At 66.0% G+C, this 23,015-nt stretch carries 25 protein-coding genes; 11 read left to right on the top strand and 14 right to left on the bottom strand.

The features are described from left to right. Positions 1–99 precede the first annotated feature (99 nt). Positions 100–1,023 (top strand): transglutaminase family protein, encoded by a 924-nt coding sequence (locus C8C96_RS10685; RefSeq protein WP_121943970.1) that lies wholly within the window; start codon positions 100–102, stop codon positions 1,021–1,023. A gap of 107 nt (positions 1,024–1,130) precedes the next feature. Further along, entirely contained in the window at positions 1,131–1,301 is a 171-nt protein-coding gene (locus C8C96_RS25010; protein WP_008902830.1) for a hypothetical protein, read from the top strand. An 88-nt stretch (positions 1,302–1,389) separates the two neighbouring features. Here C8C96_RS25010 and C8C96_RS10680 read toward each other — a convergent pair whose 3' ends face one another. The 4 genes from C8C96_RS10680 to C8C96_RS10665 all read right to left on the bottom strand — a co-directional run bounded on the left by C8C96_RS10680 (position 1,390) and on the right by C8C96_RS10665 (position 5,957). Continuing rightward, on the bottom strand, positions 1,390–3,927 hold the full coding sequence (locus C8C96_RS10680) for a PAS domain S-box protein (RefSeq protein ID WP_121942296.1): 2,538 nt from the start codon (positions 3,925–3,927) through the stop codon (positions 1,390–1,392). A 1-nt stretch (position 3,928) separates the two neighbouring features. Further along, entirely contained in the window at positions 3,929–4,741 is an 813-nt protein-coding gene (locus C8C96_RS10675) for an ABC transporter substrate-binding protein (RefSeq protein WP_121942295.1), read from the bottom strand. 71 nt (positions 4,742–4,812) lie between these two features. Further along, a complete protein-coding gene (locus C8C96_RS10670) occupies positions 4,813–5,589 on the bottom strand; it encodes an HD-GYP domain-containing protein (RefSeq protein WP_199737465.1) in 777 nt (258 codons plus the stop codon). Next, the gene (locus C8C96_RS10665; protein WP_116747678.1) at positions 5,586–5,957 is read right to left on the bottom strand and encodes a response regulator transcription factor; all 372 of its coding nucleotides are present in this window, start codon (positions 5,955–5,957) and stop codon (positions 5,586–5,588) included. The genes C8C96_RS10670 and C8C96_RS10665 overlap by 4 nt, the downstream gene beginning before the upstream one ends. A 148-nt stretch (positions 5,958–6,105) precedes the next feature. Here C8C96_RS10665 and C8C96_RS10660 point away from each other — a divergent pair, with 148 nt between their 5' ends. The 5 genes from C8C96_RS10660 to C8C96_RS10640 all read left to right on the top strand — a co-directional run bounded on the left by C8C96_RS10660 (position 6,106) and on the right by C8C96_RS10640 (position 9,816). Continuing rightward, positions 6,106–6,780, top strand: coding sequence for a response regulator (locus tag C8C96_RS10660; RefSeq protein WP_199737464.1), 675 nt, complete (start codon positions 6,106–6,108; stop codon positions 6,778–6,780). Then, a complete protein-coding gene (locus C8C96_RS10655) occupies positions 6,777–7,511 on the top strand; it encodes a response regulator (RefSeq protein WP_121942294.1) in 735 nt (244 codons plus the stop codon). Before C8C96_RS10660 ends, C8C96_RS10655 begins: the two co-directional genes overlap by 4 nt. A 251-nt stretch (positions 7,512–7,762) precedes the next feature. After that, a complete protein-coding gene (locus C8C96_RS10650) occupies positions 7,763–8,530 on the top strand; it encodes an MHYT domain-containing protein (RefSeq protein ID WP_121942293.1) in 768 nt (255 codons plus the stop codon). Positions 8,531–8,601: 71 nt separating this feature from the next. Further along, positions 8,602–9,291: a glutathione S-transferase family protein gene (locus C8C96_RS10645; protein WP_199737463.1), complete on the top strand. Its 690-nt coding sequence runs from the start codon at positions 8,602–8,604 to the stop codon at positions 9,289–9,291. 15 nt (positions 9,292–9,306) lie between these two features. Beyond that, positions 9,307–9,816, top strand: a complete 510-nt coding sequence (locus C8C96_RS10640; RefSeq protein ID WP_121942291.1) for a low molecular weight protein-tyrosine-phosphatase — start codon at positions 9,307–9,309, stop codon at positions 9,814–9,816. 13 nt (positions 9,817–9,829) lie between these two features. Here the strand turns inward: C8C96_RS10640 and C8C96_RS10635 are convergent, their stop codons facing one another. From C8C96_RS10635 to C8C96_RS10605, 7 genes are all read right to left on the bottom strand, one after another. Beyond that, entirely contained in the window at positions 9,830–10,903 is a 1,074-nt protein-coding gene (locus C8C96_RS10635) for an XdhC family protein (protein WP_121942290.1), read from the bottom strand. A 29-nt stretch (positions 10,904–10,932) separates the two neighbouring features. Continuing rightward, positions 10,933–11,565 (bottom strand): CoxG family protein, encoded by a 633-nt coding sequence (locus C8C96_RS10630; protein ID WP_121942289.1) that lies wholly within the window; start codon positions 11,563–11,565, stop codon positions 10,933–10,935. A gap of 94 nt (positions 11,566–11,659) precedes the next feature. Next, positions 11,660–12,874 carry a VWA domain-containing protein gene (locus C8C96_RS10625; protein WP_121942288.1) on the bottom strand — a complete coding sequence of 405 codons (1,215 nt, stop codon included), beginning with the start codon at positions 12,872–12,874 and terminating at the stop codon, positions 11,660–11,662. Between the two features lie 10 nt (positions 12,875–12,884). Next, positions 12,885–13,811 carry a MoxR family ATPase gene (locus C8C96_RS10620; RefSeq protein ID WP_121942287.1) on the bottom strand — a complete coding sequence of 309 codons (927 nt, stop codon included), beginning with the start codon at positions 13,809–13,811 and terminating at the stop codon, positions 12,885–12,887. 109 nt (positions 13,812–13,920) lie between these two features. Next, positions 13,921–14,712: a xanthine dehydrogenase family protein subunit M gene (locus C8C96_RS10615; protein WP_121942286.1), complete on the bottom strand. Its 792-nt coding sequence runs from the start codon at positions 14,710–14,712 to the stop codon at positions 13,921–13,923. 11 nt (positions 14,713–14,723) lie between these two features. After that, on the bottom strand, positions 14,724–17,111 hold the full coding sequence (locus C8C96_RS10610; RefSeq protein ID WP_056748176.1) for a xanthine dehydrogenase family protein molybdopterin-binding subunit: 2,388 nt from the start codon (positions 17,109–17,111) through the stop codon (positions 14,724–14,726). A gap of 46 nt (positions 17,112–17,157) precedes the next feature. Beyond that, a complete protein-coding gene (locus C8C96_RS10605; protein ID WP_056748178.1) occupies positions 17,158–17,628 on the bottom strand; it encodes a (2Fe-2S)-binding protein in 471 nt (156 codons plus the stop codon). 488 nt (positions 17,629–18,116) lie between these two features. On the opposite strand from C8C96_RS10605, the gene C8C96_RS10600 reads away from it, so the two are divergent. Beyond that, a complete protein-coding gene (locus C8C96_RS10600) occupies positions 18,117–19,265 on the top strand; it encodes a helix-turn-helix domain-containing protein (RefSeq protein WP_110960363.1) in 1,149 nt (382 codons plus the stop codon). Positions 19,266–19,415: 150 nt separating this feature from the next. Here the strand turns inward: C8C96_RS10600 and C8C96_RS10595 are convergent, their stop codons facing one another. Then, positions 19,416–19,862 (bottom strand): helix-turn-helix domain-containing protein, encoded by a 447-nt coding sequence (locus C8C96_RS10595; RefSeq protein ID WP_015015242.1) that lies wholly within the window; start codon positions 19,860–19,862, stop codon positions 19,416–19,418. 116 nt (positions 19,863–19,978) lie between these two features. Here C8C96_RS10595 and C8C96_RS10590 point away from each other — a divergent pair, with 116 nt between their 5' ends. Genes C8C96_RS10590 through C8C96_RS10580 form a run of 3 tightly spaced genes read left to right on the top strand, consistent with a single transcriptional unit; the run spans position 19,979 to position 21,326 of the window. Beyond that, entirely contained in the window at positions 19,979–20,443 is a 465-nt protein-coding gene (locus C8C96_RS10590) for a DUF2938 domain-containing protein (RefSeq protein ID WP_121943967.1), read from the top strand. Between the two features lie 47 nt (positions 20,444–20,490). Next, positions 20,491–21,099, top strand: coding sequence for a flavodoxin family protein (locus C8C96_RS10585; protein ID WP_121942285.1), 609 nt, complete (start codon positions 20,491–20,493; stop codon positions 21,097–21,099). Then, entirely contained in the window at positions 21,096–21,326 is a 231-nt protein-coding gene (locus C8C96_RS10580) for a DUF2798 domain-containing protein (RefSeq protein ID WP_099730902.1), read from the top strand. Before C8C96_RS10585 ends, C8C96_RS10580 begins: the two co-directional genes overlap by 4 nt. A 118-nt stretch (positions 21,327–21,444) precedes the next feature. On the opposite strand, the gene arsB is transcribed toward C8C96_RS10580, so the two are convergent. Both arsB and C8C96_RS10570 read right to left on the bottom strand, forming a co-directional pair. Beyond that, positions 21,445–22,509, bottom strand: coding sequence for an ACR3 family arsenite efflux transporter (arsB, locus tag C8C96_RS10575; protein ID WP_121942284.1), 1,065 nt, complete (start codon positions 22,507–22,509; stop codon positions 21,445–21,447). Further along, positions 22,506–23,012, bottom strand: a complete 507-nt coding sequence (locus C8C96_RS10570; protein WP_121942283.1) for an arsenate reductase ArsC — start codon at positions 23,010–23,012, stop codon at positions 22,506–22,508. Before C8C96_RS10570 ends, arsB begins: the two co-directional genes overlap by 4 nt. Positions 23,013–23,015: the final 3 nt, after the last annotated feature.

Raw genomic sequence — 23,015 nt, 5'->3', positions numbered from 1 at the left:
GCTGCTATGGCCTTCCTCTCCAGCGCCCCCCGCCTTACCACCGCGTCCAACGAGCCTGCGCGATGGCCCGCGACTGCCGGCGCGCCCCTGGCGCAGGCAATGCCAGGCAGCCAGCGTGGTGTTCGCATGGACCTGCAGATTGACCTGCGCTATGAGATCGACAGCTACGGTGCCGATTTCGTGTTCAACATCCACGCCGCACAAACACCCCACCAGATCGTCCACAACGAGCGCCTGGTGCTCAGCCAGGACATTCCCCACCAGATCCACACAGACCCTGCGACGGGTAACCGCTATCTCCGGCTGCATGGCGAGCCTGGCATGCTGGAGCTGACCTACAGCGCTACGGTGGACATACGCCACTACCGTGCCGACCCCACCCAACTGGCCGAGGTGCCTGTGCGACACCTGCCGCCGCATGTGATGGGCTACATCTACCCCAGCCGATATTGCCAGTCTGACCGCCTGCTGCGGCTGGCCCTGAACGAGTTCGGCGCCTTGTGGCAGGGCCACAGCCGCGTGCAGGCTATCCGTGACTGGGTGAACCGGCATGTGGCGTTCACGTCCAACACCTCCAACTCCAACACTTCGGCCGTCGACACGCTGGTGGAACAGGTCGGGGTGTGCCGGGATTTCGCCCACCTGATGATTGCACTGTGCCGCGCCGTGAACATTCCGGCCCGCTTCACCACGGGCACCGACTACGGTGCCGACCCAGCGCTGGGCCCGCCAGACTTTCATGCCTACGTGGAGGTGTATCTGGGCGACCGCTGGTATCTCTTCGACCCTTCCGGCACGGCCATCCCCATGGGGCTGCTGCGTTTTGGCACCGGCCGAGATGCCGCCGACGTGGCGTTTGCCACCATCTTTGGCGGAGTGCGGGCACAGCCCCCCACCATCCACACCCGCGCGGTAGAGGCCCCTGCCCAGGGGTGGGTGCTGCCGCACCACTGCGCCGAGGCGCTGTCCACCGACCAGGGGACGTCGTACGGGGCGCGTTTCGTCGCGCAATCGGGAGTTTGACCTTCCGCCTGCCGCCTCTGGCGGGGCGGCAGAAAGGCCTGTTGGCTACCCCTGATTGCGGCTGTGGCCTAATATGCCCCTTTTCTCCACTTTCTCAGAGACCTACCATGGGCAACAAGATCGTCACCGAAGCAGACCGCAAGCGCACCCCCCAACCCAAGCCAATGCCCGGCGTGACGCTGAACACCCCTGGCCGTGGCCAGCGCGTGAGCCTGGAGCGTGGTGTCGCCACGCGCAGCAAGAAGAACCCTGGCAAGCGCTCGCGCAAGGGCGGCTGATCAGCCCTCCGGGGGCGCTGCGGCGCCCCGCCAGCACCCACAAAAAAAGCCCTCGTCAGAGGGCTTTTTTTGTGGGCGATACAGCCGTTTATTGCAACGGGGCCGGCATGGTTTCCACATGGCCTCTGGCGGGCAGGATGATGTGAAACGCTGCACCGCTGGCCGGAACGTTCTCGGCAAAGATACGCCCGCCCATGGCCTCGACGATCTTGCGGCAGATGGCAAGGCCCAGGCCCGTGCCCCCAGATCCATCCTTGGTTTTGCTGGACTGCACAAAGGCCTCAAAAATGCTCTGTAACTCCGAAGGAGGGATGCCCGGGCCCTCATCCCGCACCACCAGATGCGTCTGGCCCTGCGGGTCCGCATAGCCCTCCAGGGTGATCGTGCTGCCAGGCGGCGAAAACTTGATGGCGTTGGCCACCACGTTGCGGATCACCTGCTGAAACCGCAACGGGTCGGCCTTGGCCACCAGCGGAAGGTCAGGCATGCGCAAATCCATCATCAGGTGGCTGCGTTCCAGCAAAGGCTCCAGCTCGCGGATCACCGGACGCACTACGCCGCGCAGGTCGATGCGCTCCATGTGGAACGTTCCCACCGTGCTTTCCAGCTTGGACACTTCCAGCAGGTCGTTCACCAGCGTGAGCATGCGCTGGCCAGCGGAATGGATGTCTTCAAACATGCCCGCCAGCTTGGGCTGCGCGCGACCACGCAGCATGCCCAGCTCGGCAAAGCCCAGAATGGACTGTAGCGGCGTGCGCAGCTCGTGGCTCATGTTGGCCACAAACTCCGACTTGGTGCGGGATGCCTCTTCGGCCGCGTCACGCGCCTCCCGGGTGGCGCGCTCGGCCTCTCGGAACTCGCTCACATCCATCAGGATGGTGAGCACACCGCTGACCTGACCATGCTCATCGGCAATGGCTGCCTTGGCCAGGCGCGTGTCACGGCGCGATCCGTCGCCATGGCGTACCTGGGTCTCGACCAGGGCGCGCCCACCCCAGCGCAACAGCTGCCTGTTCGCCGACTCATGCACCTTGACCTCGTCCGGTGGCAGGCACTCGGCAACGGCCTTTCCCAGCACGGTGGAGCGCGTACGGCCCTTGTATTCCTCCCAGGCCTTGTTGACGCGCACGAAACGGTCCTGTGCGTCGGTCACAGAGATGGGCAGCGGATTGGTCTCCAGCAGCAGGTCCTGGAAAGCGATCTGCGCCTGCAGCTGCTGCTGGGCCATCCAGCGCTCGGTTTCATCCACCGCACTGCCTGCAAAACCGATCACACGTCCAGAAGCCACCAGAGGCACCACCGCCACCTGGAACATCATTTCCTTACCCTCGGCAGAACGGGACACCACCTGGCATACCCGCACTCCATCCGGCGACCGGGGGTCGATGGCCCGGACCACATCATTGCGGCTTTGTGGCTCGACCAGGTCGTGCAGGCGTTTGCCGATGGCACGGTCAGGCGCGGTGCCCGTCATCACAGTCCAATGGGCATTCACGTAGGTGATCACGCCCTGCGCATCGGTGCGAAAAATCAGCTCCTGCACGCTGCGCATCAGCACCGACAGATCCCGTTCGTTGCGGGCAATGCGGGCCTGTGCAGCATCAATGGCCAGCCGCGCCCGCTCGCGGGTGCGCAGGCCACGCCACACGGCAAAGGTCAGGCCCAGCACCAGGGCCACCAGGGCCAGGCCAATACCGATCAGCGCGCGGGCATCCGCCAGCCAGCTCTGCACGGCTGTTCGGTACGAGGTCTCGACCACCACCACCAGCGGCATGGCGGCAGAGGCCCGAAAACTGACGATCTGCCGCTCACCCAGCACACCCACGCCCAGGTAGGTGGCGTGCTCCTGCCGGGGCAGGAACTGGCTGAAGACGGGGATGTTGTTCACCCGCGTACCTGCCAGAGCAGCTGCTGCCCCCGAAGTGGCCAACACCTGGCCGTTGTACGAGGTCACCACCGAGTCAAAAACCTCGGACTCCAGCGTCAGGTGCTGAAAGTTGGACAGCGAATCGGGATTGACCAAAGCCACCAGCACCAGCGCCTGCCCGGCTTCGTTCTTGTAGCCGTGCATCACAGGGATAAAAGCGACACCCGCAGGAGCCGCCGCCGCTGCGCCTCCCAGCCGCACACTTTGCAGGCTGCGGCCCGGTGTGAGGCCGCCCTGAACCGTCCGCCCCATGGCCACCAGGGGGCCGAGCTTGGCCAGGTCCACAAAACTCTCGGCATCGCCCGGCGTTGTGCTTGCAATCACCCGTCCGCCTGGGTCCACGACGGCCAGCCCCCGAAGAAACGACAGTGCGGCCAGTGCCTGGCCCAGGGCGTCCTGCATGCGCCGGGGCTCGGAGGCCACGGCCGTGAGGGCGGGCGATGTGGCCAGTGACTCCAGAGCCAGCTCGGCCGTCTGCATGGTGCGCGTGGCCTGATCTTCCAGCACCCGAGCCAGCATGGCGGCATGGTTCTGGTGGCTGGTACGCACCGTGCGAAAGTCGTTCACGGCCAACGCGCCGACGGCCACCAGTGCCGCCAATGCCGACAGCCCTCCGGTGATGAGGACCAGATGGCTGGTCTGCGACACCCACGTGCGCAGCCTGGTCCAGACCGAAGGGAGCGCCTGGAGGTCGGCCATATCAGCGCACCACGATGGCGTTCAGGCCATTTTGAGAGGCCGCGCGCTGCAGGCGGCCGTCGGCCTTGATGCGCGCCACAAAGGCATCCACCATCGCCAGCCAGGCGGCATCGCCGCGCTTGACTGCATAGCCATAGGGCAGCACCGAAAATGGTTCGGGAGACTCGATGAGCCGGGCCCAGTCGGCGTTGTCCATCAGGCGCCGGCTGTAGGGATAATCGGTCATGAACACGTCAATGCGCCCGGCAGTCAGTTCGCGCTCGCGGGTAGCGGGCGGCTGGATGCGCACCAGCGTGGCCTGCTTGAGGCGCTGGGCCATGATGGGTTCCATGAACGTGCCTGCCTGCACGCCCACCAACACACCCGGCTTGTCAATGTCGCCCCACTGCTTGATGACCGTGTTGGATTTGGTGGTGATGCCGTAAATGTCGCTGCGCATGTAGGGCTGGGTAAAAGCCAGCTTTTCCATCCGCTGGGGCAGCATGCCAATGGCAAACATGGCCACATCGCAACGGTCCTGGTTCAGGTCGTCAATGAGGGTGGGAAAAGAAGAGTCCACATATTCGACCCTGGCCTTGAGGTCTCGCGCCAGCTCGGCAGACAGGTCGATGTCGATACCCCCGAGTTGCTGTGTACGCGGGTGCCTGTAGGTCACGCCGTAGTAGTCCGGCCAGACACACACACGCAACACCGACTGGATCTGGACCCGCTCGGCCACAGGCCCCGCCAGCGCGCTGGTCGCACACACGGCCAGCGCCACGCGGGTGACGGTCAAAGCCCACGGTTTCAGCCACTGCATCATCGTCATCATCATTGAGAATCCTTGGATCAATAACACCACCGTGCCCGCAGTGGCCTGCCGCTGAGCGGTCAGAAAAAAGGGGATCAGGGCGCGTCGATCAGTGCATCAAAAGACGGACATTCCTGCGTGATCTTGCACCGCAGCGCATCGATGGCTTCAGCATGCGCCAAAAACGTGTCCACGATCACCGGGTCAAAAGCACGGCCGCGCTCGGCCGCCAGCATCTCCAGCGCCACCGGCACCGCGAAGGCGGGGCGGTACACCCGGTCCATGGTCAGCGCGTCAAAAAAATCCACCACGGCGGTGATGCGGCCCGACAAAGGAATCGCCTCGCCCGACAGGCCCGCCGGGTAGCCCTGGCCGTCGTAGCGCTCGTGGTGCGTGAGCGCCACCTCGGCCGCCATGCGAAACACCGGAATGTTTGAACGCCCCAGGATCTCGGCACCCATCGCAGCGTGGCAGTTCATGGTCTGGCGCTCCTCTGGGGTGAGCTTGCCAGGCTTCTTGAGTACGCTATCAGGGGTGCCGATCTTGCCGATATCGTGCATGGGCGCGGCCTTGCGCAGCATGCGTGCGTAGCCCACCGTCTGCCCCAGAGCCAGGGCAAGGGCCTCGGCCAGGTAGCCGATGCGCACGATGTGCACGCCGGTGTCGTCGTCCTTGAGGTCGGCCGCAGCCGACAGGTGCAACAGTGCGGCATGGTGCGCGCGGGTGACCTCGCGCAGGGCTTCGTTGCGCTCTCGGTACATGCGTCCGAAATCGCGCACAAACCGCTCCATCTGCGCCGCCGCGGCCTCGTCAAAGCAGCGCGTGTCTGGCGGCACCTGAGACGCAGGTTCCAGCAATGGCAGCGAGGTCAATGCGCTGCCTCCATGCGGTAGATGGTTTCCAGCACCTGCAGGGTGCTGAAGGGCTTCATCAGGTAGTCGTCGGCCCCCGCCGCGAAGCCTGCTGCCCTGTCGTCCGACTGCACCCGGGCCGTCAACATGATCACCTTGGTGTGGCGCATGCCCGGGTCGGATTTGATGCGGCGGCAGACGTCCAGGCCGTTCAGGGTGCCCGGCATCATCACATCCAGCAGCACGATGTCGGGCTGCAACTCGCACGCCAGCACCCAGCCCGCATCGCCCGTAGCGGCTTCGTGGATCTCAAAGTCATCAAACTCCAGCGTCATCTTGAGCAGTTTGCGGATATCGATGTGGTCTTCGACGATCAGGATCTTTTTCATTGCGGTAGCCTTTGTGGGGCGGGGAATCGGCTTGGAATACAAAAAAACACGTTTTAACGTGATTTCTTGCCATTGATTGAATCATATCAATCATTTTTATCAAATGCAAGTCGAGTAAAAATAAAAATTAGGAGAAAATGCGCGATCTATGCAATCTGACAATTCCCTCGCGGAGCACGCCATGGCCGACCACTACACCACGCTAGGAGTCGCCAAGATGCTGGGCATGGCCGTGCGGTCGGTCCAGCTGATGGTGGACCGCAACGAACTTGAGGCCTGGAAGACCCCTGGCGGGCACCGCCGCATCTCGCGTGCATCGGTGGAACGCTGGATGACCGCCCATGGCGCCGGTGGCGCTGCCCAGGCACCCGCCGTCGGCGCTCCGGTCGCCGCCCGCGCGCCCCTGGCCGCACCGGTGGGACCAGCCAAAGGGCGTGCACCACAAATCCTGCTGATCGAGGACTCCATCCATTTCCAGAACCTCGTGGGCCTCATCGTGCAGCAGCACCTGCCAGGAGTGCAGCTGCAGGTGGCGAACGATGGCATCACCGGCCTTGCGCTGTATGGGCAGATACAGCCCGAGGTGCTGATCGTGGACATCCTGCTGCCAGGCATCGACGGCGCCACCCTGATCACCACGCTGCGCTCGCACCCTCAATTTGCGCGCAGCCACCTCATCGTGGTCACCTCGCTCGACGAGCAACAGCGCGAGCCTTATGCATTTGCCTTGCAGGGTGTGAAGGTGATCCACAAGCCCCGGCTGGTGGCCGAGTTACCCAGCGCTCTGGCCGCGTGCATTCCACAGGCCCAGGTACCCGCATGAGCGCGCCTAAGGTCCTGCTCGTGGAAGACGACAGCTCCATCGCACGCTTTGTGCAGATGGCGCTGGAGGAACTTCCCATCGAGCTGGTGACCTGCGCCAACGTGCCTGACGCCATGCAGGCGCTGCATGCAGGGGGTGTGGAACTCATCATCACGGACCTCATGCTGCCGGGCGAATCCGGCATTGACCTGGTGCAGCGGCTGCTGCAGGAGCCTGTGCACGAACGCCGAATTCCGGTGGCGGTATTCAGCGCGGGCCTGACGCCGCCAGTGCGCGAGCAACTCCAGGCCATGAAGGTGTGGCGCATGCTGTCCAAACCTGCATCGGTGGCAGAACTGGAGGCCTGCGTGACGGATGCGCTGGCGTTGGTGGCGGATACCCCTGCCAATGCGCCAGCCACAACAGCCACGCCTGCCGATGAAGCGGCCGACGATGAGGCAAAGGCCATTGCCACCCACTTTGCGGGCGACGAGTTTCTGTTCAAGGCGTACCGCGCCAGTTGCCTGCAGCAGTTCCCCGCCGACGTGCGGCAAGGTGACACGGCCAGCGCAGCGCAAGACTGGCCGGCGCTGCGGCGCTTGGCTCACAGCCTGGCCACCGTGCTGCTCACCCTGGGCCACCCGACCCAGAGCGTGCGCGCCCGCCAGCTGGAAAACGCAGCCGCCCAGTCTGCCGCAGAGGCATGCCAGGAACATTGGCGCATGCTGCGCGCTTTCCTGCTGCAGCTCTGACCCAACGCCAGCAGCGCGGCTGGCTGAACACCCTTGCCTTGAGAACCCCGATGGCGGGCGATTGACCCACCCCATCGCCTTCTGGAAGGCGAATGTGAAGACCCATGAACAAGCCGGGGTGGGCTCTTATTTCTGAAACATAACCATTCAGAGCAAAAAATAACCAATTGGTCTAATATATAAACAATTGGTTTCAATCGCCTCAGATGCGGTGTGAAGCTCTCCTCCACCCCCTTCTCAGGCAGCGCTCCATGGACCCCACCGTCGTTTCCGAATACCGCCCCCACCTTGTCGCCATCTCGTTCGCATTGGCGTTCATTGGTTCATTGATCGCACTAATGGTCACACGCCGCATCCGCCACAAGGACGGATCGCTCAACCGCGCAGCGACTTTGACGGCCGGCGTGGCGCTGGGCGGCATCGGGGTGTGGTCCATGCACTTTGTGGGCATGGTGGCGCTGCGGCTGGATGTGGCCAGCAGCTACGGCATCGTTGAAAGCGCTGTATCTCTGCTGGCGGCCGTGGGCTGCACCTCGGCTGCACTCATCGTGGTGTCCAAGGCCCCCCGGGAGCCGGCACGGATTCTGGGCGCAGGACTGCTGCTGGGCCTGGGTGTGGCGGGCATGCACTACCTGGGCATGTCCGGCATGAAGATTGGCGGCTACATCCACTGGGACCTGCGCACCGTGGCGCTGTCGGTGCTGATTGCGGTGGCAGCAGGCACGGCCGCCCTGTGGCTGGCCTTCAACACCCGCCGCCTGGGCAGCCGCGTGGGGGCCTCCCTGCTGATGGCCGCCGCCGTGTGCGCCATGCACTACACCGGCATGGGCGCGGCCGAATTCGTCTGCACCACCCCCAACCGTTTTGCCACCGTGCAGGGCGTCGGGCTGGTCAGCTCGCTGGGCCTCGGCCCCATCGTGGCCGCCTGCGCATTTGCCATGGCCGTGCTGATTTCGGTGGATCTGTATGTGCAATGGATGCAACGCTCCATCGGCCAGCAGCGCCGCCGTGCGGCCTGAACCAGACAGCAACCGCAAAACAAGGGCTGCACCAGGGTGCATTCGGCCCACTCTTCAATAAGATGGCGACCATGATCACCCTGCACCACCTCGAAACCTCGCGCTCGCAACGCATTCTCTGGCTGCTGGAAGAGCTGGGTGTGCCCTACGAGCTCAAGATCTACCCACGCGACAAGGCCACCAAGCTGGCCCCGCCTGCGCTCAAGGCCATTCACCCCCTGGGCAAGTCGCCAGTCATCACCGATGGCGACGAAGTGATTGCCGAGTCGGGCGCCATCATCGAATACCTGGTGGACACCTATGGCGAGCAGGCCCGGGGCGACCTGGCCCACCTGCAGCCAGCACCCCGCACCGCCGAACACCGCCAGTGCCGCTTCTGGATGCACTATGCCGAGGGCTCGCTGATGAACTGGCTGGTGATGAAGCTGGTGTTCAAGACCATCCCCACGCAGCCCATGCCGTTCTTCGTGAAGCCCATTGCACGCGCCCTGTGCGGCACGGTGCAGCAAAAGCTCATCGACCCCAACGTGGACACGGCGCTGGCGTTCATTGAAGCGCACCTGGGCACCCACCGCTGGTTTGCGGGGGAGCACCTGACCATGGCGGACTTTCAGATGAGCTTTGCGGTCGAGGCGCTGATGTCACGCGCCAACGACGCAAGCCGCTGCCCGCACCTGCAGGCCTACCTGGAGCGCATGCACGCACGCCCGGCCTACCAACGGGGCATCGCCAAGGGCGGCCCAGTGGTGATCGAGGCCTGAACGCACGCCACCACCATGTCTCGCTACGCCATTCTCTTCGTGTGCATGGGCAACATCTGCCGCAGCCCCACAGCCCACGGTGTGTTCCGCCACAAGATCACCCACAGCGGCCTGGCGCACAGCGTGGTGGTGGACTCGACCGGCACGCACAACTACCACCCCGGCGAGCCGCCCGACACCCGCACCCAGCGCCACGCGGCGCAGCGCGGTTATGACCTGTCAGACCTGCGGGCCCGGCAGATCATTGATGCGGACTTTGCCCGCTACGACCTGATCCTGGCCATGGACTGGGACAACCTGGCCCTTGCGCAGGACCAATGCCCGCCCGCACACGCGCACAAGCTGCGGCGCATGACGGAGTTCTGTCTGCAATTCGACAGCCCGGTGGTGCCTGACCCGTACTACGGCGGCAGCCAGGGGTTTGAGGAGGTGCTGGACCTGGTGGAAGACGCCTGCGAAGGGCTGCTCAGGCACGTGCAGCGGCAACTGCAGGCGCAGGCGCAGGAACCCAAAGCCCGACACTGACCTGCCTGCGTGGCTACCGCACTCCGCACACCAGAGCGCCGGGGTCGTTGTGCGCCTGCTCGCGGTCGTTCTTGGCCTGGGCCACTTCCATGTCGCGCGGCAGGGTCACGCCGTTCTTGACGGCCAGGATCTCGGCCATCACGCTCACCGCGATTTCGGGCGGCGTCTTGCTGCCGATGTAGATGCCAATGGGCCCACGCAGGCGTTGCAGGCTGGCTTCGGTCTGGTCAAAGTGCTCGATCATGCGGGCACGCCGCGCCTCGTTGTTGCGGCGCGAGCCGATGCCGCCCACGTAGAACGCCTCGGTGCTCAAAGCCTCCAGCAGCGCCAGGTCGTCCAGCTTGGGGTCGTGCGTGAGGGCCACCACGCAGGTGCGGCGATCGGGCTTGAAGGCCAGCACCACATCGTCGGGCATGTCGCTCACCACGGTGGCACCCGGCACGCTCCAGCTGCCCCGATACTCCTCGCGCGGGTCGCACACCGTCACGGCAAAGCCGTTGAACAAGGCCATGGTGGCCAGGTACTCGGTGAGCTGCCCCGCCCCGATCAGCAGCATGCGGTACTCGGGCCCGAAGGTGTTGGTGAGCTGCTGTGCATCCACCTTCAGATCCTCGGGTGCCTGCGCAGGCGCCAGGGTCACGGCGCCATCGGACAGGCGCACGGTGCGCTGCACCAGGCGCCCGGCGGACAGCTGGGCAATCAAATCGGCCAGCAGCGCGGGATCTGGGTCGTATTCCAGCAGCAGCTCCAGCGTGCCGCCACAGGGCAGGCCAAAGCGGTGGGCCTCGTCGGCGCTGATGCCGTATTTGACAAACGATGGCGGCCCGCTGGGGATGCGGTGCTCGGCACCGTCTGCCGCAGCGCCCGCCTGGGCATAGGCGCGGGTGTGGCGGTCGATCAGGTCGTCCTCAATGCACCCGCCCGACACCGAACCCACCACCGCGCCGTCTTCGCACAGCGCCATGATCGAACCCACCGGCCGGGGCGACGAACCCCAGGTGCGCACCACCGTGGCCAGCAGCGCACGGCGCCCTGCGGCACGCCAGCCCTGCAGCGTGCGCAGCACGACGACGTCCAAATTTTCCATGACTCACTTCCTTCCGGTACCCATAGCACTCAACCCCGATTGAACCACCAGGCCAGCAGTACGAGGGCCGCCACGCCAACACCCCACATCCACGCAGGGATACCGCCGCCCTGGGTGGCACTCCCCCCTTCCACGGTGCCTGGCTGAGTGACGGCATCGGCACTGGCTGCTGCATCTGCCGGGGGGGCTTCAGCACGCGGAAAGCGGCGCTGCATCTCGTCATCAAACCGCTTGAAGAAGTCTTCGGCCATGCTCTTGGCGGCGCCGTCGATGAGGCGCTGGCCCAGCTGCGCGATCTTTCCGCCCACGGAGGCATGCACGGTGTAATGCAGCTCGCAGCTGGCCTGCCCCGCCGCATCGGCAGGCAACGGCACCAACTTGACCTGGGCATTGCCCTTGCCAAAGCCCGCCACGCCGCCGGAGCCATCGAAGGCGATGTTGTAGCTCTCGGGCGGCACGATGTCGGACAGCGTGATCTTGCCGGCGAACTTGGCCGACACGGGCCCGATCTTGAGCGCCATGGCCACCGAATACTGGTTCTCGGCCGTGGGCTCGACCTTGTCGCAGCCGGGAATGCACAGCTTGAGCACCTCAGGGTCATTGAGCGCCTCCCAGGCCTGTTGCTGGCTGACGGCAAGGGTTCGGCTGGCTTGCATTTCCATGGTGGGTCCTCTCGGTCTTCAATGGGTGTGAATGTTGTGGGAATTCAATCGGTCCGCTGCATGGCTGGGCTCGATGCGGTGCGGTGCCGCGCCCTCATTGCCGCAACACGCTTGCCAGGCTGGCGGCCAGGTCCTTCAGGTGGCTCAGGTTGTGCACGGCCACCATGCCGTGGGCCTGGCGGTGCAGGGCCGACGCACCGCGCGCCGTGGGGGCATACCCCTCGTAGCGCAGCAACGGGTTGAGCCACAGCAGGCGGCCACAGTGGCGACGCAGCCAGGCCAGCTCGCGCTCCAGCACCTCGGGGGCGCCCGTGTCCAGCCCATCGCTGATCAGCAGCACCAGCGTGCGCCGCCCCACCAGGCGCCGCGCATGCTGCAGGCGCAATTGGCCCAGGCTGTCGCCCATGCGGGTGCCGCCCGCAAAGTCGGTGATGGCATGGCTGGCCGTCTCAAGCATGGCGTCGGTGTCGGCGAGGCGGAAGGCGGGCGTGAGGTCGGTCAAGCCAGTGCCAAAGGCAAACACGTCCCGGCGCACGGCAGCCCCGGTGTGGCGCGGCGCGGTGGCGGCGTGCAAGAAGGCCAGCAGTAAACGCGCGTAGCGCTCCATCGAGCCCGACACGTCCACCAGCACCAGCAGCGGCAGCGGTTGCTGGCGGCGCTGCAGCAAGGGGATGTGCAGCACCTCGCCCCCACTGCGCGCCGCATGGTGCATGGCGCCGGGCCAGTGCGGGCGGCTGCCGCGCACACCCGGCCGGGTGCGGCGGGCCGCAAAGCGCGGCAAAGGCAAAGGCACGTCGCGTGCCAGGCGCTCCACCAGGATGTATTCGCTGGCCGAGAGCTGGTTGAAGTCCGCCTGCCGCAGGCGCTGCAGGTCACTGGCCGTCATGGCGGCATCGAATTCGATCTTGTCTTCTTCGCGCGCGGGCGGTGCGTTGCGCGCGGCACGCACGGGCGCCAGTGCCTCGCTCACGCGCGGGCGGCGTTTGACGGGCTCGGCCTTGGATTCTGCGCTGGGCAGCATCTGCGCCAGCAGCTTTTGTGCGACGTTGGGATTGCGAAAGTAGGCATCGAACAGCTCGCGGAACACCACACGGTCTTGCTCGCGGCTGACCAGCACGGCCTCCAGCGCAGCACCGAAGTCCTCGCGCTGCAGGCCCACCAGCATCACCGCCTGCTGGGCCAGCGCCATGCGGGCCGCATCCACCCGCACGCCAGCGCGGCGCAGCGTGCGGCCAAAGCCGCTCAGGTTGTCGGCCAGCTTGCCAGTGCGGGCATCGCCGAGTTGGGAGAACATCGCGCCCTCGGCCATCGGCCGGTTCTCATGCATCGGCATCGGCGGGCTGCAGCAACTGCACCGCCATGTCGCGGGTGAGCGCAGCCACATCCTCGCGCTGCTTGAACAGGATGCCTGCGGTATCGGACACCACCTCGGGGTCCACCACGATGGTGTCGAGCGCCACCAGCGCCTTGGCCCATTCCACGCTCTCGGCAATGCCCGGTGCGCGCTGGAAGGCGTTGGCAAACGGCTGGCTGCGCAGGCGGCCCACAAACTCTGCAACCTGCACGGCCAGCGCCTCGCTGGCACCGGGCACCTGCGCGCGGACGATGGCCAGCTCGCGCTCGCGCTCGGGGTAGTCCAGCCAGTGGTACAAGCAGCGGCGCTTGACGGCGTCGTGCAGATCACGCGTGCGGTTGCTGGTGAGCAGCGTGACCGGTGTGGCCGTGGCGCGCACCGTGCCGATCTCGGGGATGCTGACCTGGTACTCGCCCAGGTATTCGAGCAGGAAGGCCTCAAAGGGCTCGTCCGCGCGATCCACCTCATCGATCAGCAGCACGGCGCCCGGCGCTGGTGCCTGCAGCGCCTGCAGCAAGGGGCGGCGGATGAGGTAGCGGTCTTGGTAGACCTCGCGCTCCACCTGCGCCATGTCGGCACTGCCCTGCCCTTCCGCTGCCCGCATGTGCAAGAGCTGGGCGGCGTAGTTCCACTCGTACAACGCCTCGCGCTGCTCCAGGCCGTCGTAGCACTGCAGGCGAATGAGGCTGCGCGACAGCACTTCCGAGAGGGCTTTGGCCAGCGCCGTCTTGCCCACGCCAGGCTCGCCCTCCAGCAACAAAGGCCGCTGCAGCGTGAGCGCCAGAAACACCGCCGTGGCCAGGCGACGGTCGGCAAAATAGCCCACGCTTTGCAGGGCCTGCACCAGGGCGTCGATGGAAGCCGGAACCGGCGCGGCGTTCAACGAGTTCATTGCTATCCAATTCATAGCTGCCAGCGCTTATTCCTCTAGCGCTTGCAGCCAATTTCACTCAAAAACCCGCCAACGGGTGCCGTACCACGGTGGCGGGGTTGCCTTCACGTCATCCCAGCATTTGCTGCACAGCGCGCTGCGTTTGCACGCTGATGAGGTTGGCGCGGTAGGCGGCACTGGCGTGGATGTCGGCGTTCAGATCGTTCGCGTCGATCTTCACGCTGGCAGCCGACTGCGGGGTGAAGCTCTGGTTGAGCGCCGCCTCCAGCCCCGCATGGCGGAACACGCTGCTGGCCGCACCGGTCACGGCCACGCGCACGCCGCTGTCGGTCTGCGCCACAAACACCCCCACCAGCGAGAAGCGCGAAGCCGCCTGCTTGAACTTCATGTACGCAGCGCGTTTCGGGATCGGGAAGCGGATGGCGGTGATGATCTCGCCCTCATCCAGTGCCGTGGTGTACATGCCCACAAAGAAATCGTCGGCCTTGATCTCGCGGCGGTTGGTGATGACCGTGGCGCCCAGGCCCAGCACCGCACTGGGGTAGCAGGCGGCAGGGTCGTTGTTGGCCACCGAGCCGCCCAGCGTGCCGCGTGCACGCACCTGGCGGTCGCCAATGTGGGCGGCCAGGTCGGCCAGCGCAGGGATGGCGGATTTCACATCCGCACTGGCTGCCACGTCGGCATGGCGCGTCATGGCGCCGATGACCAGCGCGTTGCCCTCGCGGCGGATGCCCGCCAGTTCGGCAATGCTGTTCAGGTCCACGATCTTTTCAGGGTTGGCCAGGCGCAGCCGCATGGACGGCAGCAGGCTTTGCCCGCCCGCGAGCAGCTTGCCGCCCTGGTCGATGAGCTGCGCGGCAGCGGCGGTGGAGGAAGGCGCTTCAAAAGTGAATGCGTACATGGTGGATCTCCTTATGCCTTGGCGTGTTGAATCGCTTCCCAGACGCGGTGCGGCGACGCGGGCATGTCGAAGTCCTTCACACCCAGGTGTCGCAGCGCATCCAGCACGGCGTTGATCACCGCCGGTGGCGAGCCAATGGCCCCGGCCTCGCCGCAGCCCTTGGTGCCCAGCGGGTTGTGGGTGCAGGGCGTGCACACATGGCCCAGTTTGAACTCGGGGAAGTCATCGGCACGCGGCATGGCGTAGTCCATGAAGCTGCCGGTGAGCAGCTGGCCCGTTTCGCGGTCGTACACGCAGTTCTCCAGCAGCGCCTGGCCAATGCCTTGCACCAGTCCGCCATGCACCTGCCCTTCGACGATCATGGGGTTGATGATGGTGCCGAAGTCGTCCACCGCCGTGAACTTGTCCACCCGTGTGTGCCCGGTGGCCGGGTCCACCTCGACCTCGCAGATGTAAGTGCCTGCCGGGAAGGTGAAGTTGGTCGGGTCGTAGAACGCGGTTTCGTTCAGGCCCGGCTCCAGCACGTCCAGCGGGTAGTTGTGCGGCACATAGGCTGCCAGCGACACCTGGCCGAACGGGATCTTCTTGTCGGTGCCACGCACCGTGAATTCGCCATTCGCAAAGTCGATGTCGGCATCGCTCGCTTCCATCAGGTGCGCAGCAATCTTTTTGGCCTTGGCCTCGATCTTGTCCAGCGCCTTCATGATGGCCGCGCCGCCCACGCTGATGGAGCGTGAGCCATACGTGCCCATGCCGAACGGCACGCGGCCCGTATCGCCGTGCACGATGTCCACGTTCTCCACCGGGATGCCCAGGCGCGCGGCCACCACCTGCGCAAAGGTGGTCTCATGCCCCTGACCGTGGCTGTGCGAGCCGGTGAACACCGTCACGCTGCCGGTGGGGTGCACACGGACCTCGCCGCATTCGAACAGCCCTGCGCGTGCGCCCAGGGCGCCGGCGATGTTGGACGGCGCGATGCCGCAGGCCTCGATGTACGACGAATACCCAATGCCCCGCAGCAGCCCCTTGGCCGCACTGGCGGCCTTGCGCTGCTCGAAGCCCGCCACGTCGGCCAGCTTGTTCGCCCCATCCATGCAGGCCTGGAAGTCGCCGGTGTCGTACTGCAGCGCTACCGGCGTCTGGTACGGGAAGGCCTTGATGAAGTTGCGGCGGCGGATCTCGTCCTGCGGCAGTCCCATCTCCCACGCGCAGCGGGTGACCAGACGCTCCAGCAGGTAGGTGGCCTCAGGGCGGCCTGCGCCCCGGTAGGCGTCCACCGGTGCGGTGTTGGTGAACCACGAGTCCACCTCCACATACACCTGCGGCGTGCTGTACTGCCCCGCCAGCAGCGTGGCATACAGGATGGTGGGCACCGCGCTGGCAAAGGTGCTGAGGTAGGCGCCCAGGTTGGCGTGGGTGTGCACACGCAGCGCCAGGAACTTGCCGTCCTTGTCCAACGCCATCTCGGCGTGGCTCACGTGGTCGCGGCCGTGGGCATCGCTCAAGAACGCCTCACTGCGGTCGGCCACCCACTTGATGTTGCGGTTGAGCTTTTTGGACGCCCAGGTCAGGCACACGTCTTCGGCGTACAGATAGATCTTGGAGCCAAAGCCGCCGCCCACATCGGGTGCAATCACGCGCACCTTGTGCTCGGGCAGGCCCATCACAAAGGCCGTCATCAGCAGGCGCTCGACGTGCGGGTTCTGGTTGCTGACGTACAGCGTGTATTCGTCGCTGGCCCGGTTGTAGCTACCGATGGCCGCACGGGGCTCCATGGCGTTGGGGATCAGGCGGTTGTTGATCAGATCGAGCTGGGTGACATGCGCTGCGTTGGCAAACGCGGCGTCCACGGCGCCCTTGTCGCCGATGGCCCACTTGAAGCAGTGGTTGTCAGGCGCGATGTCGTGCAGCGCCGCACCTGCCACGGCGCCCGATGCGGCGTCGGCCACATTCACCACGGCGGGCAGCACGTCGTAGTCCACTTCTACCAGCTCGGCCGCATCGCGTGCCTGCTGCTGGGTCAGCGCAACCACCATGGCCACGTGGTCGCCCACATAGCGCACCTTGCCCTGCGCCAGGATGGGGTGTGGCGGCTCCTTCATGGGCTGGCCGTCAGTGCTGGTGATGAGCCAGCCGCAAGGCAGGCCGTTGATGTTGTCGGCGGCCACGTCGGCACCGGTGAACACGCCCAGCACGCCGGGCGCGGCCTTGGCAGCGTCAATGTTGATGCTGTTGATCTTGGCGTGGGCGTGCGGTGAGCGCACGAACACCGCATGGCTCTGCGCGGCCAGCACCACGTCGTCGGTGTACTGGCCCGCGCCGGTCAGGAAGCGGTAGTCTTCCTTGCGCTTGAGCGATTCGCCGATGTGCGGCAGCTTGGAAAAGTCGGATGCACCCATGGTCTTGTCTCCTTGGATTGTTCTGGCGTGGGGACGGCGGGCGCGCTCAGGCGCCGGCCATGGCCTTCTGGCCGACCTGCACCGCGCGCACGATGTTCTGGTAGCCGGTGCAGCGGCAGATGTTGCCTTCGAGCAGCTCGCGGATCTCGCCTTCGCTGGCGTTGGGGTGGTTCTTGCACAGGTCCACCGCACTCATCACCATGCCCGGCGTGCAAAAGCCGCACTGCAGGCCATGGCACTCCTTGAACGCAGCCTGCATAGGGTGCATGGTGCCGTCAGGGGTGGCCATGCCTTCAATGGTGGTCACCTCGGCCCCCTGGGCCTGGACCGCCAGCATCGCGCAGGATTTGACGGCCCGGCCATTCACATGCACCGTACACGCCCCGCACTGGCTGGTGTCGCAACCCACGTGGGTGCCAGTGAGCAACAGGTGCTCTCGCAGCGCATGGACAAGCAGGGTATTGGGGGGGACGTCAACACTGGCAGCGCGCCCGTTGACCGTGAACTGGACTTGCATCTGGCTGTCTCCTGGAGTGGTTTTGGCTGGATAGGAGCGCGCTCACGACCTCGCGGAGGGATCGGGATCACGCTCATCGCTCGCGCATCTTCTGCCGCGCCCCAACGCGCATCCCTAGGGACAACCCTAGATTTCCGGCGGCCCTGGCTGGATATTCTCAAAATGAAACATGCTGCAATGCACACTAGTCCACTGAATCCGGGAAATCGGGGGTGCGCCAGGGCTGCGGCGGGATGCACGGCAAGACGCCTGGCGCTGCCAAGGCTGGCTGCCTTGGCAAGTCAGGCAACGCCGCCGGGTACCCGCCGCAGCCCTGGCCCGCAGGGTGAGGGTCTGGCAAGGCCGCACTCGTTGTTGCCGTGCTCGCCGGGTGTACAACACGGCTGCGCCCGGCGCCTAGATTGCGGCCTTGCCAGACCCTCACGCACCCCCGATTTCCCGGATTCAGTGGACTACCGCATCATGCGGACCTCCAGGAGCCCATTCACATGCTGATCTCCGCGCCCCACCCCGCTGCTGACCGCCACGCGCTGATTGCGCAGGCGCGCCAGAGCCTGCTGTCCGACGGTGCAGCGCCCGTGCGCGCCGAGGTGGAGCCGTGGATTGCACGGTCCTGGCAACGCTGCCTGGCACGGGGCCTGGAGCCCACACGGCGCGTGGCGTTTGACGCCGTCAGCGCCACGGCGCTGCGCCACAGCCAGGAGCAGAACCACCACCTGCTGCGCGCGGCCCGGCCGGTGCTGGAGCAGCTGACCCGGGCCATTGCGGGCATGCGCTACTTCGCCATGCTCACCGACGCACGCGGCATCGTGGTCGATGTGCAAGGCCATTGCGACCGGAGCGACCCGCGCGCCAGCGCCATTGGCCGCGTGGGCATTGATTTATCGGAAGCAGCCGTGGGCACCACCGCCATTGGCGCCGCACTGGAAGAGCTGCAGCCTGTGTGGTTGCACCGGGGCGAGCATTTTTTTGACGATAACGCCAGCTACAGCTGCGCCGGAGCCCCGCTGTTCGACCCCCAGGGCCGCTGCATGGGCATGCTGGACCTGACGGGTGTGGATGTGCCCGAACGGCCCGAGCTGCGCCACCTGGTGGCCCGGTCGGCCCGCGCCATGGAAGACGCACTGCTGCTGCAACTGCCCCATGCCCTGCTGCTGCGTGTGAACTGGCCAGGCTGCCCGCTGGGCGGCGAAGGCGACGGCCTGCTGACGCTGGACGCCGACGGCTGCGTGGTGGGTGCCAACAGCATGGCCCGCCAGCTGGTGCCACAGCCCCTGCGCGCCCCCGGCCTGCCCGGTGCCCGCACCCACTGCAGCGACCTGCTGGCCATGCCCTGGACCATGCTGTTCGACGCGGCCCGCCAAAAGCGTAGGGAGCCGCTGGATTTGCCGCTGTGGTCGGGCCTGCGGCTGCACGCGCTGGCGCAGTTGCCTGCGCACGCCCGCACCGTGGGCGACACCCACACAGCGGCGGTGCCAGGCATTGCATCCGCGCCCGCCCCGCTGCGCGAGGCCGAAGTGGCCATGATCCGTCGCGCGGTGCAGGAAGCGCGCGGCAACGTGGCCGAGGCGGCGCGCGCGCTGGGCATCAGCCGCGCCACGGTGTACCGCAAGCTGGGCGCCCCCAAAGGCGGGTGACGGGCCCGCGCCGCTGCCCACACCGCTGTGCAAGCTTCCAACGCCTCCACTTCAAGCCTTTTTGGCCGATAGCGCTAGTGCAATATGCCTGAGCAGCTATCAAATAGGTAGCAACTCAATCACCCAATCAACCGAGGCGTCTCGGGCCGCTCAGGCACGCGGCCGGCGCAGCCCCACCACCGGCTGCGCGCTGCGCCGCTGCTGACGCTCCAGCGCTCCGTCAGCGGCGGCTTTCAGCAGCCGCTGGAAGGACGGGCACTGGGCGTGGCTCTCGGCCGGGCAGGCGGCCGCATGCCGCAGGCCGTTGCTCATGGCCTTGAGGCGCTTGACCATGGTGTCAAGCTCGTCGGCCTTGCTTGACAGCAGCTGCCGGTCAATGTTGGGCTCGCCGCTGGGCAAGAACATGGACCGGATGTCGTCCAGCGAGAACCCGGCCGACTGCCCCAGCGCAATCAACGCCAGCTGGTCCATCACGCCGGGAGCAAACCGGCGGCGCTCGCCGGGTTGCCCCACCGACTGGATCAAGCCCTTCTCTTCGTAATACCGCAGCGTGGACGCCCGCAGCCCGGAGCGTTTGGCGACTTCGGCAATGTCCATGAAAAAACCTCTTGACCTCAAGTTGACTTGAACTTCTATATTCCGTTCAAAACCTTCTTCCGTCAACTTTCCGAGGTGTTTTGATGACTCTCTCACTGCAAGACATTCCCCTCGCCATGCTCCTGGGCATCGGCGCCACCGCCGTCATGGATGCCTGGCTGTTGCTGCTCAAAAGGCTGGGGGTGCCCACGCTCAACTTCGCTTTCATCGGCCGCTGGGTGGGCCACCTGTTGCGCGGGCAGGTCGCCCACGCGGCCATTGCCAAGGCGGCTCCGGTGCGCGGGGAGCTGGCCTGGGGCTGGCTCACGCACTACGCCGTGGGCGTGGCCTTTGCGGGGGTGCTGCTGTCTCTGCAGGGCGCCACCTGGGTCCACAGCCCTACCCTGTGGCCCGCGCTGGCCGTGGGCATGGGCACCGTGGCGGCGCCGCTTTTGGTGATGCAGCCCGCCATGGGCTCTGGCTTTGCGGCATCGCGCACGCCCACCCCGCTCAAGAACTGCCTGCGCAGCCTTGCCAACCACACCGTGTTTGGCCTGGGCTTGTATCTCTCCGCGCTGGTCATCGCACTGATTTCACGCTGACCTGCCCCGCGCCTCCTCCCCGAAATCACTCCCAAGGAACCCACACCATGCAACACATTGCCATCGTTTATCACAGCGCCCACGGCCACACCGCACACATTGCCCACCACGTGTTGGACGGCGCCCGCGCCGTGCCGGGCGTCCTCGCCGAACTGGTCTGGGCCGAAGACCTGGCGCAGGCGCCCGACCGCCTGCTGAGCTACGACGGTGTCATCCTGGGTTCGCCCACCTACCTGGGCGGGGTGTCCGGGCCGTTCAAGACCTTCATGGATGCCACGGGCCGCCTGTGGAAGACGCAGCAGCTCAAGAATAAGCTGGCGGCGGGCTTTACCGTGTCGTCGCTGCCCGCGGGCGACAAGCAGTCCACGCTGATGTCGATGTGGGTGTTTGCCATGCAGCACGGCATGGTGTGGGTGGGCAACCCCATCCTGCCCGAGCAACACGCCGGGGTGCCGTACGACGAGGCGGCCAACCGCCTCGGCTCCTGGTCGGGCCTGATGGCGCAGGCGGGCCATGGGACGGCCGCCGATGCGTTTGTCCCCGGCGACACCAAGACCGCCCGCATGTTCGGCCAGCATTTCGCAGAGACACTGCAGCGCCTGGGCGGTGCGGGCGGTGCAGACGCACGCCAGACTGGCGAAGAGGTGGCGGCATGATCCCCGCGCGCTACGGCCCGGTGCTGTTCAGCTTGATCTTGTCGGGTGCGATGTCGCTGCTGGTGTCGGGCATCTCCACCTTTCGCGCGCTGCAGCCGCAGCAGGACTTTGTGAGCCTCTGGGCGGGCGCGTGGCTGACCGGGTGGCTGTTCGCCTTCCCGGCGGTGATGCTGGCAGCGCCGCTGGCCCGCAAGGCGGTGGCGTTGCTCACCACCGCCAAGGGCTGAGCACCTGCGAGCGGCTGACAAAACTCAGCGAAGCGGCCCTGGCTAGGCGTTTCGTAGCAGGCAGTACAAGCAGTACGACAAGGCGAGACAACGACGCCAGGGGAGTTTTGTCAGTCGCTCACGCCCGCTCGTACCAGCCCTTGCTGCGGTTGACGATGTGCACCACCAGCAGCATCACCGGCACCTCGATCAGCACGCCCACCACGGTGGCCAGCGCGGCGCCGGAGTGAAAGCCGAACAGGCTGATGGCGGCCGCCACCGCCAGCTCGAAAAAGTTGGAGGCGCCGATCAGTGCCGATGGGCAGGCCACGCTGTGCTTCTCCCCCACCGCGCGGTTGAGCCAGTAGGCCAGCCCCGCGTTGAAAAACACCTGGATCAGGATGGGCACGGCCAACAGCGCAATCACCAGTGGCTGCTGCAGGATGGCCTGGCCCTGGAACGCAAACAGCAGCACCAGCGTGGCCAGCAATGCGGCGATGGACCAGGGCCCCATGCGCGCCATGACGGCATCGAACACCGCCTGCCCCTTGGCCAGCAGCGACCGGCGCAGCCACTGGGCCAGCACCACCGGGATCACGATGTAGAGCACCACCGAGGTCAGCAGGGTGTCCCACGGCACGGTGATGGCCGAGATGCCCAGCAAGAACGCCACCAGCGGCGCAAACGCAACCACCATGATGCTGTCGTTCAGCGCCACCTGCGACAGCGTGAACAGCGGGTCGCCGCCCGTGAGGCGGCTCCATACAAACACCATGGCCGTGCAAGGCGCAGCCGCCAGCAGGATGAGGCCTGCGATGTAGCTGTCCAGTTGGTCCGCAGGCAGGTAGGGCGCAAACCAGTGGCGAATGAACAGCCAGCCCAGCAACGCCATCGAAAACGGCTTGACCAGCCAGTTCACCACCAGCGTCACGCCAATGCCCCGGGCGTGCTGGCGCACCTCGCCCAGCGCGCCGAAGTCCACCTTCACCAGCATGGGGATGACCATCACCCAGATCAGCAGGCCCACGGGCAGATTGACCTTCGCGATCTCCATGCGGCCGATGGCCTGGAACACTGACGGCAAGTACTGCCCGAGCGCAATGCCCACCACGATGCACAACAGCACCCACACGGTGAGGTAGCGCTCGAACACGCTCATAGGGGCCGGGACGGCGGCTCCGGCCGGGTTGCACTGCGCCGTCATGGCGTGGCGGCGGCACGCGACAGCTCGCGCGCGGTGTGCTGCAGCAGGGTCTTTTCGAGCTTGTCGGCGGGCAGGTTGATGAGCAGCTCCAGCCGCTGGTGGATGGCATGCAAGGTCTTGCGGAAAGCCTCGCGCTTTTCATCGTCCGTGCCGTCCCCTGCGGACGGGTCGGCGTAGCCCCAGTGCGCAGTGGCGGGGTGGCCGGGCCAGATGGGGCAGACTTCGCCGGCCGCGTTGTCGCAGACGGTGATGATGAGGTCCATCACGGGTGCGCCCGGGGCGGCAAACTCGTCCCAGCTTTTGCTGCGCAGGCCTTCGGTCGAGATGCCCGCGGCACGCAGCACCTCCAGGCCCAGCGGGTTGGGTTGCTGGTTGTCGCGCGGGCTGCTGCCCGCCGAGTACGCGTGGAACCGGCCCGGTGCCATGTCGTTGAGCAAGGCCTCGGCCAGGATGCTGCGGGCCGAGTTGTGGGTGCAAAGAAAAAGAACGTTTAAAGCGGTCATGCG

This window comes from Acidovorax sp. 100, from assembly GCF_003688355.1.
GTDB classification, from domain to species: Bacteria; Pseudomonadota; Gammaproteobacteria; order Burkholderiales; family Burkholderiaceae_C; genus Acidovorax; species Acidovorax delafieldii.
This window is presented reverse-complemented; position numbering and strand designations above follow the sequence as displayed.